Consider the following 14,616-nt stretch of genomic DNA (forward strand, 5'->3'; position numbering starts at 1 on the left):
CCGGCCCATACCGTATTATTATTGCCGAGCAATCGCTCCGTGAGCGCCCACGCCGCGACCACGCAGGCGTGACGCCGTCGGCGACGACGACCGGTGAGCGACGGCGCTCCCGTGCTCGACGGGGGACGGTCCGCTCGTGAACTTCGAGACCTGGGAACCCGTCTACGAGCGGATTCTCGCCGACTTCGGCTTCGAGCGGAGTGCCGACGAACGCGCCCGCGACGAACTGGCGGCGCTCTCCGAACCGTTCGACGAGTCGCGCCTCCGCGTCGTCGACGGGGCGAGCGTCGCCGTCGTCGGCGCAGCGCCGTCGCTCGCCGACGAGGAGGAGGTCGAACGCGCGGCCGCCGCGGAGTACGTCTTCGCAGCGTCGACGGCCGTCGACGTCCTGTGCGACCACGGCGTCGAGGCCGACCTGATGGTGACCGACCTCGACAAGAACCCCGAGACGGCGCGCGAGTTGACCCAACAGGGCGTTCCGGTGGCGGCGCACGCCCACGGCGACAACCGGCCCGCCATTCGCGAGTGGGTGCCGCAGTTCGAATCCGAGTACGTACTGGCGACGACGCAGGCCGCCCCCGCCGGACCGGTCGTCGACTACGGCGGCTTCACCGACGGCGACCGGGCGGCCTTCTTGGCCGACGAGTTCGGGGCCAGGGAGTTGACGTTCGTCGGCTGGGAGTTCGACGACCCGACGGTCGGCGCAGCGAAGGCGAAGAAACTCGCGTGGGCCGAGCGGCTGCTCGAATGGCTGGAGCGTCGCCGCGGCGAGCGGTTTTCGGTTCTCGACGGCCGCAGAACGTCTCTAAATCCCCTGTAGGAGGAAATCGCGGAGTTCGGTCACTGCGAGGAGACCGAACGGGACGAGGACGAGGGCGACGAACCCGACGGATGTGTCGGCGAACGTCGAGACGTAGCCGACGTACGGGAGTGTGACGACTACGCGTCCGACGATCGACCCGGCGGCGACGGGACTGGGATCGACTTTCTCGTTGGCGTCGCCTTTCGTGACGAACGACAGTTCGTTCCCGTCGCGTTCGACGCTCACGACACGGTGAGTGACCGGAATCTCACTCGTCTCCGCGGTGCTGTGGGCGAGCGTCTTCCTCGGCGTGTTCGCCCTCTCGTCGGGCTACCAACTGTGGAGCAAACGCTGGCAGGTCTTCCGGGCACTCGTCCGACTTAGCTGTCCGTGAGACGCTGACTGGTGCGCCACGGTGTAACTTTCGCCGCCAATTCCGTATCAAAATAGTTATCATCCACCGTTCTGTACCGTGAGGTGGTTGTCGGTGCTAACGGTCTGAGCAGCCGATATAACGCACGTGAAGGTGATGGAACCGCTCTTGGTTTCACACGCATCGACAATCATCTCATCTCTCCGCCCCGAGAGCTGGCGGTAGGTGCCGGTCGACGAACGAGCCGAACGGAAGCGAAGGATGCGACCCTCAGCCGACGAACGCGCCGTCCGCCGCGTCGTACTCGGCTTCGAAGTAGCGCACGTCGCAGTGGTCGCACGTCGCCGCGATGACGTCGTAGTTCCGGCAACACGACTCCACGGCGCGCTTGCCGATTTCGACCGAACCGCCGCAGACCGGGCAGTGTTCGATGCAGGCGCGAAGCCCGGCGAGAACCTGCCCCCGAGCGTCGACGGAGAGTCGGTCCCACTTCTCGGAGCGGTCGCCGAGTTCGGCGCTCGCCGCCATGTCCGCCGCGAACGCCTCCCGCGACTCCCACTGACCGAGCCAGTCGTCGTCGAGCCACGCGGCCACGGCGTTTCCGTGGTCGCTCAGCGACACCCGCTCGGCGTCGACACCGACGGCCTTCGCGAGTTGTCCGATACCCCCGTCACCGTCGCGCAGCACGTCGATACGGCGGTACCACGCCCGCTCGAACCTCGTGTCGAGGAGGATGTCCTCGTCGCCCTCGCGGAGCGCGCTCACCTCGAACAGGTACGTCTCCGGGTCGAACGACACCGGGTCCGCCGTCGACTCGACCACCGTGGAATCGTAGGCTGCCGAATCGCGAGCCGTGCGGACGCCCGCCGTCGACGGATGTGCGTCGGGGGCGCTCTCGAAGCGTCGCAACAGCCAGTCCGGGAAGTACCGTTTCGTGAGGTCGGGCGTGCCGGGGACGAGATAGCCGCGGACGTAGACGAGCGCGATTGAGACGACGAAGAAAGCGACCCCGACCGGCGGGGAGGCGACCGACAGCACGAGCGCCCCGACGCTGGCGATGCCGACGTTGGCAGCCGTGCAGGGGATGCAGCGGTTCTCGCCGGTGTAGTCCGACTCTCTCAGGCGTTCGAGTAGTGTGCGTATCATCGAATCGACTCGGCGTCCGCAGCGGACGATGTCGGCTAATTCGCGTGTGACGGCATAGGTATGGGGTGCGTAACTCGTCCCCCGGCGACCGTGGACACTCGGACGGCGACGCGTGCTCCGGGGACCGCTCTGTGTCTCGTCGGCGTCTACGGTTCCAGAACCACCTTACCGGTCGACCGTCGGTTCTCGATGTAGTCGTGGGCGTCGGCGGCCGCCGAGAGGGGGAACCGCTCACCGACGACGACTTCGAGGTCGCCGTCGGCGAGCAACTCGGTCAGTTCGGGTATCGCCTTCAGCACCGACTGCGGGTCGCGTCGCATCGCCCGCCCGAGATGAAAGCCGACGACGGATTTGTTCTCGAACAGAAGACGCGTCGTGTCCGCCTGTGCGGGGCCGACACCGACGATGTCCCGGGTGCGGTGAAAGCGCTCGCCGGTGGCGGCACGCAGGTGTCCGTCGACGCGCTCGGCATCGAGACGACGTGTCAGAACTCGGTGCTCAGTCTCGGCAACCGCGGCCAGCACGTCCAGATCGGGTTGACGACGCAGGACGAACAGGGGATGGTGTCGCTGCCGACCGACGCGATGGTGATGCAGGAGATAGAGTTCATCGGGTCGCTCGGGATGCCGCCGACGCGCTACGACGAGATATTCCGCCTCGTCGCCAGCGGCAAACTCGACCCGAGCGCCGTCGTCTCCGAGACCGTCGGTCTCGACGACGTGCCCGAGAAACTCGACGCGATGACCGACTTCGAACGGTCGGTATCCCGGTCATCGACGAGTTCTGAAGGGACCGAGCGACCCTCTCGGGTCGACGCGACGACTTCCCGAACCGCCGGTAAGTTAACGGAAACTGCGTCCTTCTCGACCCCATGCAACTGTACTGGCACCGCCGCGACCTGCGGGTGTCGGACAACCGCGCGCTCGCGACGGCGGCCGACGACGCCGGGGGTCGCGGCGAGGTCGTTCCCGTGTTCGTCTTCGACGACCTGATCCTCGAACACGCCGCCGCGCCGAGAGTCCGGTACATGCTCGACTCGCTCGCGGCACTCCGGGGGCGGTACCGTGACCGCGGTAGCGACCTCGTCGCCGTCCGCGGCGACCCCTCGACGCTGCTCGTGGACCTCGTCGAGGAGTTCGACGCCGAGCGAGTCGTCTGGAACGACGACTACTCCGGACTGGCCGAGGAGCGCGACGAGGCGGTTCGGGCGGCGCTCTCCGATGCGGGAATCGAGTACGACTCCGTCTGCGACGCCGTCCACCACGAACCCGGAGAGATTCGGACGAACGCGGGCGACCCGTACTCGGTGTTCACGTACTTCTGGAAGAAGTGGCTCGACCGGGACAAGGCCGACCCGTATCCGGAACCCGGCGACGAGCGGTTGGCGTCCATCGACGAGGACGACGGGTTGCCGACTATCGACGAGTTGGGCTTCGAGGAACCCGACTCCGAGGTCCAGACCGCAGGTACCGAGGCGGCGCGCGAGCGACTCGCCGATTTCTGCGACGACGCCATCTTCCGGTACGCGGAGGACCGTGACTACCCGACGCGGGACGCCACCTCCCGACTGTCGGCGGACCTCAAGTGGGGAACTATCGGGATTCGGGAGGTGTACGAAGCGACCGAGGCGGCGAAATCGGAGGCCGACGGCGACAGGGAGGAATCAGTCGAGGTGTTCCAGTCGCAGTTGGCGTGGCGCGAGTTCTACACCCAAGTGCTGTACTTCAACCAGTCGGTCGTCTCGGAGAACTACAAGGAGTACGAGAACGAAATCGAGTGGCGAAACGACGAAGGGGAGGTGCAGGCGTGGAAGGACGGCGAGACGGGCTACCCAATCGTCGACGCGGGGATGCGCCAACTGCGGGAGGCGGCGTACAGGCACAACCGCCTGCGGATGGTCGTCGCCTCGTTTCTGACGAAGGACCTCCTCGTCGACTGGCGCGAGGGGTACGACCACTTCCGCGAACTGCTCGCGGACCACGACACGGGCAACGACAACGGCGGGTGGCAGTGGGCGGCCTCGACGGGCACCGACGCCCAACCGTACTTCCGGGTGTTCAACCCGATGACTCAGGGCGAACGCTACGACCCCGACGCCGAGTACATCCGCGAGTACGTCTCCGAGTTGGCGGACGTCGACGCCGACACGATTCACTCGTGGCACGAGTTGTCGGCCGACGAACGGGAGGACGCCGCACCCGACTATCCGGCACCCATCGTCGACCACGGCGAACGGCGCGAGGAGGCCATCTCGATGTTCGAACGCGCCCGCGGCGAGACTGACGACTAGTCGATTACACGACATCTGAACTGTTACAGGGAGTAAGCTGTCGATATCCGGACGCCTGGGGCGTCGGGTGGTCGTCTCCTTCTCGCGGAGCCAGAGCCGCTGCAGAGACACCCTGCACGAACCCGTACGGACTCTCATCGGGCCAGATTCACGTTAGACGGGCATTAATTATAGTGTCCACGCTCGTCGCGAACAACAACGCGACGGGTCGGAACTGCATGGCTGCCGTCCCGTCGAACCGAAACACATGGCACACGAGAGTTCACACCAGACGGTAGACACGGAATCGACGGCGGCGTGGGGAGAGCGCATCGTCGAACGACTGACGACGCACGGCGAACGGGCGGGCGACGCTTTGATGTACAGTTCGGCGTATCTCGCGGTCATCGCAACGGTGGAACTCGCCATCGTGATGATGGTTCTCGGTATCGAGGCGAATCTCGCGCCGGTCGTCGTGGCGCTCGTCACCTTCGCCGTCTACAGCTACGACCGACTCGTCGACGTCGACGCCGACGAACTGTCGAATCCGCGGCAGGCCGCGTTCGTCAGACGGCACCGTGACGTGCTCTACCTGTTGGCGTCAGCCTCGTACGGTTTCGCCATCGCGCTGTCGGTGCTCGGCGGCCCGCTCGCGCTCGGTATCACGCTCCTACCGGGGATGTTCGGCGTGTTGTACGCCTCCGACTGGGTGCCGGACGTCGGCGTCCAGTTCGCCCGGTTCAAGGACGTCTTCGTCGTCAACACGGCCGTAGTGGCGTTCGCCTGGGCGATTACGTTGACGTTCCTGCCGCTGGCCTTCGCCGCACGTGCGTTCACCCCCGCCGCGGGCGTCGTCTTCGTTTACTTCTTCCTCAGATCGGTCGTCGACACCGAACTCCCGAACGTCGGAGACGTCGAGAGCGACCGGGCGTCGGGCGTGTCGACGCTTCCCATCGTCCTCGGGGTCCGAGGTGCGCGGTACGCGCTGTACGGCGTCGACCTGTTCTCGCTCGGACTCGTCGCCTACGCGGCCGACATCGGCGCGATTCCGCTCGGGGCGGCCGCGGCCCTCAGCGTCGGTATCGTCTACTCGATAGCCGTCGTCTCTCGAATCGGCCGAACCGAGGACTACGAACTGCTCACGCTCGTCTCGGAGTGCGAGTATCTCCTCGTCGGCGTCGCGATGATCGTCACCGTCTGGGGCGTCTGAGCGCGACCCGACGCCGACTACCTGGGAGACAGTACGTTGCGGCGCATTTTCATCAATTTATTAATAGGTGGGCAGTTACATCAGCCACTACGCCGGTGAGCGCACTCAGTCAGCTGTACGTCGTGGTACTCGCCACCGTCGGTATCGGGTCGACCGCGGCGCTACTCGCGTGGCGCGAACGGCCCGAACCGGGAGCGACGCCTCTGGTCGCGATGCTCGTCGGACAGAGCTGGTGGTCGGTGTTCTTCGCGTTCGAACTGGAGGCGACGACGCTCGCCGCCAAGACGTTCTGGTCCGACGTCCAGTGGGTGGGCGTCGTCGTCATCCCCGTCGCCTGGGTGCTGTTCGCGATGGAGTACACCGGCCGCGACCAGTACGTTCGGCTCAAGTACGTCGCGCTTCTCTCGGTCGTTCCCGTCGTCACGCTGGTGTTGGCGGCGACAGGTGGCTCCCACGACCTTCTCTACACCGGGTCGGAACTCGTCGAACGAAACGACGTCGTGATGCTGCGACGAGACGGCGGCCCGTGGTACTGGGTGACCGCCAGTTACACGTACCTGCTCGGCTTGGTCGGCTCCGTTCCGCTGCTCGAATACGTCCGAAGCGAAACGTCACAGTTCCGCGGACAGAGCGTCGCGCTCTTGGTCGGCACCGTCGCGCCGTGGGCGAGCAACGCCCTCTTTCTGTACGGAGCGGTGCCCGTGCCCGGCTTGGACCCGACGCCCGTCGCGTTCGCCGTCTCCGGCGTCGCCTATCTCGGCGCACTCTCCCGGTTTCGCCTGCTCGGAACCAGTCCCGCGCCCAACCATCGCGCGCGACGACTCGTCTTCGAGCGCATGCAGGACGCCGCCATCGTGGTCGACAGCCACGACTACGTCGTCGACATGAACGAGAGCGCGACGGAGATGCTCGGAACGACGCCCAGAGAGATACTGGGTCGACCCGCCCGCGAGGTACTCCCGAAATACGACGGCGTCCCGGACGACGGCGTGGCGTCCGAGTACGTCACCGTCGACGGTCGAAGCGGACAGCGACACTACGACGTCACCGTGACACAGGTCAACGACTTTCACGGCCGGAACGTCGGTCGAATCGTCTCGTACCACAACGTCGACGAACACCTGCGCCACCAGCAACGATTGGAGGTTCTCAACCGGGTGCTCCGACACAACATCCGCAACGAGACGAACGTCATCTACGGCTACGCCGACCTCGTCGCCGACGAGGGCGGCACCGATGTCGAACGCGCCGAAATCATCAAGGAGCGGGCTATATCCATCGCGGAGATGGGCGAGAAAGCCAGACAGATCATCGACATCTTCGAGCAGGTACGTCGGGAATCACAGTCGGTCCCGCTCGACAAACTCGTCTCGAAACGCGTCGCCGACGCCGACGAGGAGTTCTCGGAAGTTCGGGTGCGCGCCGGTTCGCTGCCCGACGGCGTCCGCGTGAACGCGGTTCTCGGACCGGCCGTCTCGAACCTCGTCGAGAACGCCGCCGAGCACAACACCGACGCCGACCCGCTCGTCGAGGTGGACGCGACCGTTACCGACGGCTGGGTTCGCGTCGTCGTCGCCGACAACGGTCCGGGTATCAGCGCCCACGAGCGGGTGGTGCTCGAACGCGGAACGGAGACGGCGCTCGAACACGGCAGCGGCCTCGGGCTCTGGCTGGTCGTCTGGGCGGTCGGTATCGCCGACGGAACCGTCGAGTTCGAGGAGAACGACCCGACGGGGTCGGTCGTCACCGTCGAGGTCCCGACGGTTTCGACGACGAGCGAGACACCGCGGGAGTCGGAGACAGACCCGGGTCGAGCGGAGGCGAGCGAATCCGCACCCGTCGGCGAGTGACTCGGGTGCGACGCTCCGGGCGAGGTCCGCGGAAACGACTTTCTCCCCGCCGCGTCCACAGTCACCATGCGCATAGACATCGTCCTCTACGACGGCTTCGACGAACTCGACGCCGTCGGCCCGTACGAGGTGTTCTCGACCGCCGCGGCGTTCGGCGCGGAGTTCGACGTGCAACTCGTGACGGTCGACGACCGCGAGCAGGTCACCGCCAGCCACGGCCTCCGCGTCGGCGTCGACGACGTTCTCTCTGGGGCCGACACAGCGGACCGACCGGACCTCGTCGTCGTCCCCGGTGGCGGATGGAACGACCGAAGCGAGGCCGGAGCGCGAACGGAGGCCGAGCGCGGCGCGATTCCCGAAGCCGTCGCCGAACTCCACGCCGCCGGTACGACCGTCGCGTCGGTCTGCACCGGTGGAATGCTGTTGGCGACGGCCGGACTCACTAACCGACGACCGGCGGTGACTCACGGCGGCGCACTCGACGACTTACGCGAGTCGGGTGCGGAAGTCGTCGACGCCCGCTTCGTGGACGACGGCGACGTACTCACCGCGGGCGGCGTCACCTCGGGTATCGACCTCGGCCTCCACCTGGTCGAACGCGAGGCGGGTGCGGAGATAGCCGACCGAGTCGCCGCCGAACTGGAGTACGAGCGTCGGGAGACGCCATACCGGGGGTGACGCGTCTGCGTTCGAGACGCTGCGTCGACATCGAGGAGAGCTATCAGCACTCGAGAAAATATTTTCTCTCACGAGAAAGGACGCCTTCGGTTACACTCTCGAATGTTGACTTCTGACAGTACGTTTAATCGTTTCTTCGTTGACCGTCCCCACGGAATGACGACTTACGAACTCCCCGACCTTCCGTACGACTACGACGCGCTCGAACCGTCCATCGACGCGCGCATCATGGAACTGCACCACGACAAACACCACCAGGGCTACGTCGACGGCGCAAACGCTGCGCTCGACAAACTGGAACAGATGCGGAGCGACGGCGACTACGGCGACATCAAAGGCGTCGAGCGCAACCTCGCGTTCAACCTCTCGGGACACGTCAACCACACGATCTTCTGGGAGAACATGTCCCCCGACGGCGGCGGCGAACCCGGCGGCGAACTCGCCGACGCCCTCGACGAACACTTCGGCGGCTTCGACCAGTTCAAAGACCACTTCTCGGCGGCCGCGAAGGGCGTCGAAGGCTCCGGTTGGGGTTTCCTCGCCTACGACCACGTCGCGGACAAACCCATCGTGACGATGGCCGAAAACCACCAGAATCAGACCCCGCAGGGCGTGACGCCGCTTCTGGTGCTCGACGTCTGGGAGCACGCGTACTACCTCCAGTACGAGAACGGACGCGGCGACTACGTCGACAACTTCTGGGACGTCGTCGACTGGGACGACGTCGCCGAGCGCTACGACCAGGCGCAGTCGGCGAGTCTCATCACCGCATAGTCGTCTCCGTCGGCGGAGCGAAGGCCGTCGACTCGTTTCGAAAAGGCGTCGGCTACAGATGCGGTGGCGCGGGTACGCGTAGCCTAACCGCTGCGTGTCTCGTGCTACCGTATGTCTCCTCAATCTTTAACATCGCAGCGGAGTATCATTCGGACTGGAGGTATCAGTATGAGCTACGAACTCGACCCACTCCCGTACGACTACGACGCACTCGAACCCCACATCTCCGAACAGGTGCTCACCTGGCATCACGACACCCACCATCAAGGCTACGTCAACGGGTGGAACTCCGCCGAGGAGACGCTCGCGGAGAACCGCGAAGCCGGCGAGTTCGGCTCCTCGGGCAGCGCGCTCCGCAACGTCACCCACAACGGCTGCGGCCACATCCTTCACGACCTGTTCTGGCAGAACATGTCCCCGGAGGGTGGCTCCGAACCCGACGGTGACCTCGCAGACCGCATCGAACAGGACTTCGGTTCCTACGACGCCTGGAAGGGCGAGTTCGAGGCCGCCGCGAAGAACGCCTCCGGCTGGGCGCTGCTCGTCTACGACACGTTCTCGAACCAACTTCGGAACGTCGTCGTCGACAAGCACGATCAGGGTGCACTCTGGGGCTCGCACCCGATTCTCGCACTCGACGTCTGGGAGCACTCCTACTACTACGACTACGGCCCGGCGCGCGGGGACTTCATCGACGCGTTCTTCGAGGTCGTCGACTGGGACGAACCCAGCGCGCGTTACGACCAGGCCGTCGAACTGTTCGAGTAAGGAGACAACCCCGACAGTTTTTTCGACGCTACCGTCCGCCGAGCGGCAGGTAAACGGAGCCGAGAGGTAGATTTCCTCGACGCTTAGTCGCTCGTACTCGGCATGAACTCCTCGATGGGCGTCTCCTCGACGGCGGCGACGATGTCCTCGTGGAGTCGCGTGAAGTCGTGACCACCGCTTCGGCGGTCGAAGCCGGCGAAGACGCCGACGCGGTGGTCGCAGTCGGCGAGGAACGTCCGGAACTGTTCGGTGTGTTCGAACCCACGAACGGTGTAGGCGTACTCGTCGGCGAACAGCGATTCGTAGGTGGCACGCGTGACGTAGCCGTAGCGCTCGTTATCGACGAGCGCGTCGACGTCGAGCGCCGAGAGGTCGTTCTCGACGTCCGATCGGACGTACAGCTGTTCGTGTGCCCACTGGTCGAACAGCCACACGTCGCGGAGCGACTCGCCGCTGAACCGCCGAATAGCCGCGAGGAGTCGCTCTGTCGCGTCGCTCATACTACCCCCTTTCGCCGACACACGATAATCATTTTTGTGATAGATTGGACAGGTGTCAGACGCCTGTCGTCCAGCCTGCATTTATTGTGATATATGATTTCATTTTAATAATTTAAGATTCAAAACGAACTAGGCGGGCGGAGGAACGCGGCGGGACCGCAGGAGTTTACGACCGGGCGAACGTAGCTCGCCCATGCCGCGACCGAAATCGGAGTTCGAAGAGCTGTTTCCGTGCGACTTCTACACGCCCGAGGAACTGCTGGACGCCGACCAGATGTACACCGTCTACGAGATCGCGCGCTTGCTCCAGGGGCTCGACGCCGACGCGGAAATCGACGAGGGTATCGAGGACATCCTGCTCGACTGGGCGATTCCGTGGATCATGCGCCATTCCGAGGAGATGGTCGTTGCCGAACCGCCGACCGACGAGGAGCCCGGCTACTACGGGCTTCGAGACGACGGAAGCGGCGAGGAGAACGGAGACGACTGAGGAATGCGACTGCTCGTCGCCGGTGGCGACCGCGTCGACGCCGGAAAGACGACGTTTTCAGTTGGCTTGCTCGCCTCGCTGCGTCGCGAGGGACTCGCACCCGTCGGGTTCAAGCCACGCGCGGGCAACGACTACTGGTTCGACCACGACGACTACCACGAAGCCGTCGACGCCGGACGACTGTACGGGAAGGACGCGCGTAAACTGGCGGCGGCGAGCGCGGGCGACGTCGACCCCGAAACCATCAATCCAGTCCACCGCCTCTGGCGACCGACGCCCGGCAAAGCAGGGTTGCTAGGCGAGAGTGGACGAACGTTTCTCGTCGACCGGCTGACCGGCGAGCGTGGCCCCGAGTACGTCGTCAACGCCGACGCCGAGGCGGAGGGCCTCCTCCCCGGTTCGGCCACCGAATCGCTGCCGCTCGACGCCGCGGTTCGCGTCTCGTCGGTTCCCGCGTTCAACGAGGTGATGCGTGAGCGGTACGTTCCGGCCGCCGAGCGTCTCGCTCGGCGCATCACCGCGACTGAGACGAGTGTCGTCGAGTCGTACGCCGATATCGCGGTGCCGGTCTCGAATGTGGCGTTCGACGCCGTCGCGGTCGTGGAACCGGGACGAGCGTGCGTCTACGACGGCAAGCGCTATCTCAAAGCCCGCGAGGTCGCCAGCGGCGGACCGCGCGAGGGGCGACTCGAAGAGTACGTCGAGGACGTCGTCGAGATGCTAGAACCGCTGGCGACGGTGGAGTTGCGGGCGCTCGGGAGCGAGGCTCGTGGGGACCCAGAGCAGGTCGCCAACGCGTACGCCGACGCGTACGATGCGCTCGTCGCTACGGTACAGAACTGACGGTGTTATCCGAGTCTCGCGGCGCGAGCGGCCATCTCGATGTGGTCGTACGGCGAGTCGACGACGCTCGGACCGTGACCGACGTGCATCGCCGAGAGCGAGTCGTCGACGACGGAACGCAGTCGGTCGATGCTCCGGATCAACAGTTCTCGGTCGCCTTCGGGGAGGTCGGTGCGTCCGAATCCGCCGTTCTGGAAGACGAGGTCGCCCGCAAACAGCGTCGTTGCACTCTCGCTGTAGAGACAGAGGTGGTCGTTCTTGTGCCCGGGCGTGTGGAGGACAACGTACTCGTCGTCGCCGATTCTCAGCGTCGATTCGTCCTCGATAGCGTTGTCGACGGCCGGTTGGTCGAGGTCGAACCCCCACGTCTCCGCGTCGAAGACGTCGCGGACGGCGTCGATATTGCCGACGTGGTCCGGGTGGGTGTGGGTGAGGACGACGGCATCGAGCTCGTCGACCTGCTCGTGAATCTTCGGGACGATATCGAAGTTCGCGCCGGTGTCGACGAGGACGGTTCGTTCGCCGTCGACGAGAAACGCGTTGCTCGTGAAGGCGGAGACGCCCCGTGCGAGGTTCCGAATCATACGACCGATTCGCGCGGGGAGGACTCGACTCCATCGGTCCGCCGCGGGAGCGGTCGAGCGCCGGCGTCAAAGAGAGTCTTTTTGCGCCCCCAGTCACCTCACCTCCGATATGGACGTACGCCTGCTCGAAGCCACGCCGAACCCCGAGAAGCTCGTCTGCAAGGGCGCGAGAAACGACTACTCCGCCGGATTCGTCGGTAGTCAGTCGTTCGAGGAGACGATGGAGACCGTCGACGGCGACAGCCAGCGGGAGAAGATGGAGACGCTCATCGGTCATCTGCTCAGCCACGGCCACTTCGGGCCGTTCGAACATCCGCAAGCCACGTTCGCCATCGAGGGCGTCAGTCGGTCCTGCATGGCCCAAATTACGCGGCATCGACACGTCAGCTTCGACGTGCAGTCGATGCGCTACGTCTCCTTCGACGACGTTGATCCCGAGGATGTCGCCGCGGGCGAGATGGTCGTCACACCGCCGTCGGCGTCGGATCCCTACTGGGTCGGCCGCAACCAGAAGACCGGCGCGGTCGACGAGGAAACCGTCGAGAAGCGAAAGGAGGTGTTCCGCGAGTCGGTCAGTCGCTCGGTCGCCGACTACCAGGAACTGCTGGATCTCGGGATGCCGCCGGAGGACGCTCGGTTCGTGCTTCCGATCGGCACGGAGGTCAACATCGTGATGTCGATGAACGTCCGGATGCTGATGCACGTCGCCGACATGCGCGCCGCCGCCGACGCGCAGTGGGAGATTCGGGAACTCACCGAGTCGGTGCTGGAGCTCGCCGAGGAGTGGTGTCCCATCACGTTCGCCCACTACAACGAGAAGATGCGCAACCGGAAGAACCGCCTCGCACCGTAACCGGGAATGGAATTCTCGCTCATCGCCGCCATCGCCGCCAACGGCGTCATCGGGGTCGACGGCGACATGCCGTGGCACTACCCCGAGGACCTCCAGCATTTCAAGGAGACGACGACCGGCCACCCCGTCGTCATGGGACGGCGGACGTACGAGAGTATCGCGCGCCAACTCGGCGGGCCGCTGCCGGGGCGGACGAACATCGTGCTGAGCAGGGGCGAGATGGACCTCCCCGAGGGTGCGGTTCAGGCGGACTCGATAGACGCCGCGCTGGCAGCGGCCCGCGAGGCCGTCGGCGAAAACGGTACCGAGAACCGACACGGCGGCGACGACGAGAACGACGAGACCGTCTTCGTCGTCGGCGGGGCGACGGTGTACGAACAGTTCCTCCCGCACGCCGACCGTCTCGTGTTGACCGAGATTCACGAGGCGTTCGAGGGCGACACCGAGTTCCCGACGTTCGACCGCGACGCGTGGACCGAGGTCGAGCGTGAGGAACGCGACGAGTTCGACTTCGTCGAGTATCGACGGCGTGGCCCGTAACCCCGAGAACGCGATGCTGACCGTCCGTTTCCGGCTATCACCGTTCCTGAGTGTACCGGCAGACGGTGATATCTGCTAAAATTCGTCTTAGCGAGAGTTTTTCCGGGCGGGCCTCGTAGACGGGCCCGATGACCGGCAGCGTCCTCCCACGGACAGGTCGAATCGACGGTGATGTTCGATGAACAACTCGAATCAGCAAGCGTACGACCGAGGCACTTCGCTGTACTCCCCGGACGGACGCATCTATCAGGTCGAATACGCGCGCGAAGCGGTTAAACGCGGCGCGCCCGTGGTCGGAATCCGCGCGGCGGACGGCGTCGTCCTCGCCGCGCGGACCCGTTCGAGTTCGTCGCTGATGGTCACCGAGAGCATCGAGAAACTCCACAAGGTCGACGACCATATCGGCGCGGCGAGCGCCGGTCACGTCGCCGACGCCCGACGGCTGATCGACTACGCCCGACGTGAGGCACAGGTCAACCGCCTCCGCTACGGCGAACCGGCGGGCGTGGAGGGACTCACGAAGGAAGTCACCGACTTCATTCAGGAGAACACCCAGCGTGGCGGCACGCGCCCCTTCGGCGCGGCGCTGCTCGTCGCCGGCGTCGACAACAGCGGCCCGCGCCTGTTCGAGACCGACCCCTCGGGGACGCCCCACGAGTGGAAGGCCGTCGCCATCGGCGGCGAGAGCGCGAGCATCCGCGAGTACCTCGAAGAGGCGTACGACCCCGAGATGAGCGTCGACGACGCCGTGAGTCTCGCCGTCGAGGCGCTGCTCGAAGGCGCGAAAGACGACGAGATCAGCGCCGAGAGCGTCAGCCTCTCGACGGTCGACGACGAGGGACACCGTACCTTCGACACCGACGAGATAGCCACCGTCATCGACGGAATCGACACCAGTAGCGACGACGAGTAACCGCGACCCTCCCACCGCCGCCG

At 65.4% G+C, this 14,616-nt stretch carries 18 protein-coding genes and 1 pseudogene; 14 read left to right on the forward strand and 5 right to left on the reverse strand.

Annotation, left to right across the window (positions count from 1 at the left end; translation table 11 throughout):
* The first annotated feature begins 136 nt into the window (after positions 1-136).
* A complete protein-coding gene (locus LAQ74_RS04605) occupies positions 137-820 on the forward strand; it encodes a 6-hydroxymethylpterin diphosphokinase MptE-like protein (protein ID WP_224335523.1) in 684 nt (227 codons plus the stop codon).
* Here the strand turns inward: LAQ74_RS04605 and LAQ74_RS04610 are convergent.
* The gene (locus LAQ74_RS04610) at positions 806-1,048 is read right to left on the reverse strand and encodes a S24/S26 family peptidase (RefSeq protein WP_317987381.1); all 243 of its coding nucleotides are present in this window, start codon (positions 1,046-1,048) and stop codon (positions 806-808) included. The two genes, LAQ74_RS04605 and LAQ74_RS04610, sit on opposite strands and share 15 nt — an antisense overlap.
* A 10-nt stretch (positions 1,049-1,058) precedes the next feature.
* Here LAQ74_RS04610 and LAQ74_RS20470 point away from each other — a divergent pair, with 10 nt between their 5' ends.
* Positions 1,059-1,196: a hypothetical protein gene (locus LAQ74_RS20470; protein ID WP_317987382.1), complete on the forward strand. Its 138-nt coding sequence runs from the start codon at positions 1,059-1,061 to the stop codon at positions 1,194-1,196.
* 249 nt (positions 1,197-1,445) lie between these two features.
* Here the strand turns inward: LAQ74_RS20470 and LAQ74_RS04615 are convergent, their stop codons facing one another.
* Together LAQ74_RS04615 and LAQ74_RS04620 are read right to left on the reverse strand one after the other, a co-directional pair.
* Complete coding sequence (locus tag LAQ74_RS04615) at positions 1,446-2,321, reverse strand: DUF8054 domain-containing protein (RefSeq protein ID WP_224335524.1); 876 nt, start codon at positions 2,319-2,321, stop codon at positions 1,446-1,448.
* Positions 2,322-2,467: 146 nt separating this feature from the next.
* The gene (locus LAQ74_RS04620) at positions 2,468-2,809 is read right to left on the reverse strand and encodes a zinc-binding dehydrogenase (protein WP_425498547.1); all 342 of its coding nucleotides are present in this window, start codon (positions 2,807-2,809) and stop codon (positions 2,468-2,470) included.
* On the opposite strand from LAQ74_RS04620, the pseudogene LAQ74_RS20570 reads away from it, so the two are divergent.
* From LAQ74_RS20570 to sod, 7 genes and pseudogenes are all read left to right on the forward strand, one after another.
* A pseudogene (locus LAQ74_RS20570) lies at positions 2,717-3,108 on the forward strand (zinc-binding dehydrogenase); the annotation flags it as partial. The gene LAQ74_RS04620 and the pseudogene LAQ74_RS20570 overlap by 93 nt on opposite strands.
* A gap of 84 nt (positions 3,109-3,192) precedes the next feature.
* Positions 3,193-4,611 carry a cryptochrome/photolyase family protein gene (locus tag LAQ74_RS04630; RefSeq protein WP_425498510.1) on the forward strand — a complete coding sequence of 473 codons (1,419 nt, stop codon included), beginning with the start codon at positions 3,193-3,195 and terminating at the stop codon, positions 4,609-4,611.
* A 247-nt stretch (positions 4,612-4,858) separates the two neighbouring features.
* On the forward strand, positions 4,859-5,800 hold the full coding sequence (locus tag LAQ74_RS04635; protein ID WP_224335527.1) for a UbiA family prenyltransferase: 942 nt from the start codon (positions 4,859-4,861) through the stop codon (positions 5,798-5,800).
* A 95-nt stretch (positions 5,801-5,895) separates the two neighbouring features.
* On the forward strand, positions 5,896-7,650 hold the full coding sequence (locus LAQ74_RS04640; protein WP_224335529.1) for a sensor histidine kinase: 1,755 nt from the start codon (positions 5,896-5,898) through the stop codon (positions 7,648-7,650).
* A 66-nt stretch (positions 7,651-7,716) separates the two neighbouring features.
* Complete coding sequence (locus LAQ74_RS04645) at positions 7,717-8,328, forward strand: DJ-1/PfpI family protein (protein WP_224335531.1); 612 nt, start codon at positions 7,717-7,719, stop codon at positions 8,326-8,328.
* 156 nt (positions 8,329-8,484) lie between these two features.
* The gene (locus LAQ74_RS04650) at positions 8,485-9,102 is read left to right on the forward strand and encodes a superoxide dismutase (RefSeq protein ID WP_224335533.1); all 618 of its coding nucleotides are present in this window, start codon (positions 8,485-8,487) and stop codon (positions 9,100-9,102) included.
* 168 nt (positions 9,103-9,270) lie between these two features.
* The gene (sod, locus tag LAQ74_RS04655) at positions 9,271-9,870 is read left to right on the forward strand and encodes a superoxide dismutase (RefSeq protein ID WP_224335543.1); all 600 of its coding nucleotides are present in this window, start codon (positions 9,271-9,273) and stop codon (positions 9,868-9,870) included.
* Positions 9,871-9,953: 83 nt separating this feature from the next.
* Here the strand turns inward: sod and LAQ74_RS04660 are convergent, their stop codons facing one another.
* Complete coding sequence (locus tag LAQ74_RS04660; protein ID WP_224335545.1) at positions 9,954-10,370, reverse strand: DUF7522 family protein; 417 nt, start codon at positions 10,368-10,370, stop codon at positions 9,954-9,956.
* A 193-nt stretch (positions 10,371-10,563) separates the two neighbouring features.
* Here LAQ74_RS04660 and LAQ74_RS04665 point away from each other — a divergent pair, with 193 nt between their 5' ends.
* Both LAQ74_RS04665 and LAQ74_RS04670 read left to right on the forward strand, forming a co-directional pair.
* Positions 10,564-10,860, forward strand: coding sequence for a DUF5827 family protein (locus LAQ74_RS04665; RefSeq protein WP_224335547.1), 297 nt, complete (start codon positions 10,564-10,566; stop codon positions 10,858-10,860).
* Between the two features lie 3 nt (positions 10,861-10,863).
* Positions 10,864-11,703: an ATPase gene (locus tag LAQ74_RS04670; RefSeq protein WP_224335549.1), complete on the forward strand. Its 840-nt coding sequence runs from the start codon at positions 10,864-10,866 to the stop codon at positions 11,701-11,703.
* A gap of 5 nt (positions 11,704-11,708) precedes the next feature.
* Here LAQ74_RS04670 and LAQ74_RS04675 read toward each other — a convergent pair whose 3' ends face one another.
* Positions 11,709-12,287, reverse strand: a complete 579-nt coding sequence (locus LAQ74_RS04675) for an MBL fold metallo-hydrolase (RefSeq protein ID WP_224335556.1) — start codon at positions 12,285-12,287, stop codon at positions 11,709-11,711.
* 109 nt (positions 12,288-12,396) lie between these two features.
* Here LAQ74_RS04675 and thyX point away from each other — a divergent pair, with 109 nt between their 5' ends.
* The 3 genes from thyX to psmA all read left to right on the forward strand — a co-directional run bounded on the left by thyX (position 12,397) and on the right by psmA (position 14,593).
* Positions 12,397-13,140: an FAD-dependent thymidylate synthase gene (gene thyX / locus LAQ74_RS04680; protein WP_224335558.1), complete on the forward strand. Its 744-nt coding sequence runs from the start codon at positions 12,397-12,399 to the stop codon at positions 13,138-13,140.
* A 6-nt stretch (positions 13,141-13,146) separates the two neighbouring features.
* On the forward strand, positions 13,147-13,680 hold the full coding sequence (locus LAQ74_RS04685) for a dihydrofolate reductase (RefSeq protein ID WP_224335560.1): 534 nt from the start codon (positions 13,147-13,149) through the stop codon (positions 13,678-13,680).
* A 178-nt stretch (positions 13,681-13,858) separates the two neighbouring features.
* Positions 13,859-14,593 (forward strand): archaeal proteasome endopeptidase complex subunit alpha, encoded by a 735-nt coding sequence (gene psmA, locus LAQ74_RS04690; protein ID WP_224335562.1) that lies wholly within the window; start codon positions 13,859-13,861, stop codon positions 14,591-14,593.
* Positions 14,594-14,616 lie beyond the last annotated feature (23 nt).

It is taken from the genome of Haloprofundus halobius (assembly GCF_020097835.1).
In the GTDB taxonomy this organism is placed as follows: domain Archaea; phylum Halobacteriota; class Halobacteria; order Halobacteriales; family Haloferacaceae; genus Haloprofundus; species Haloprofundus halobius.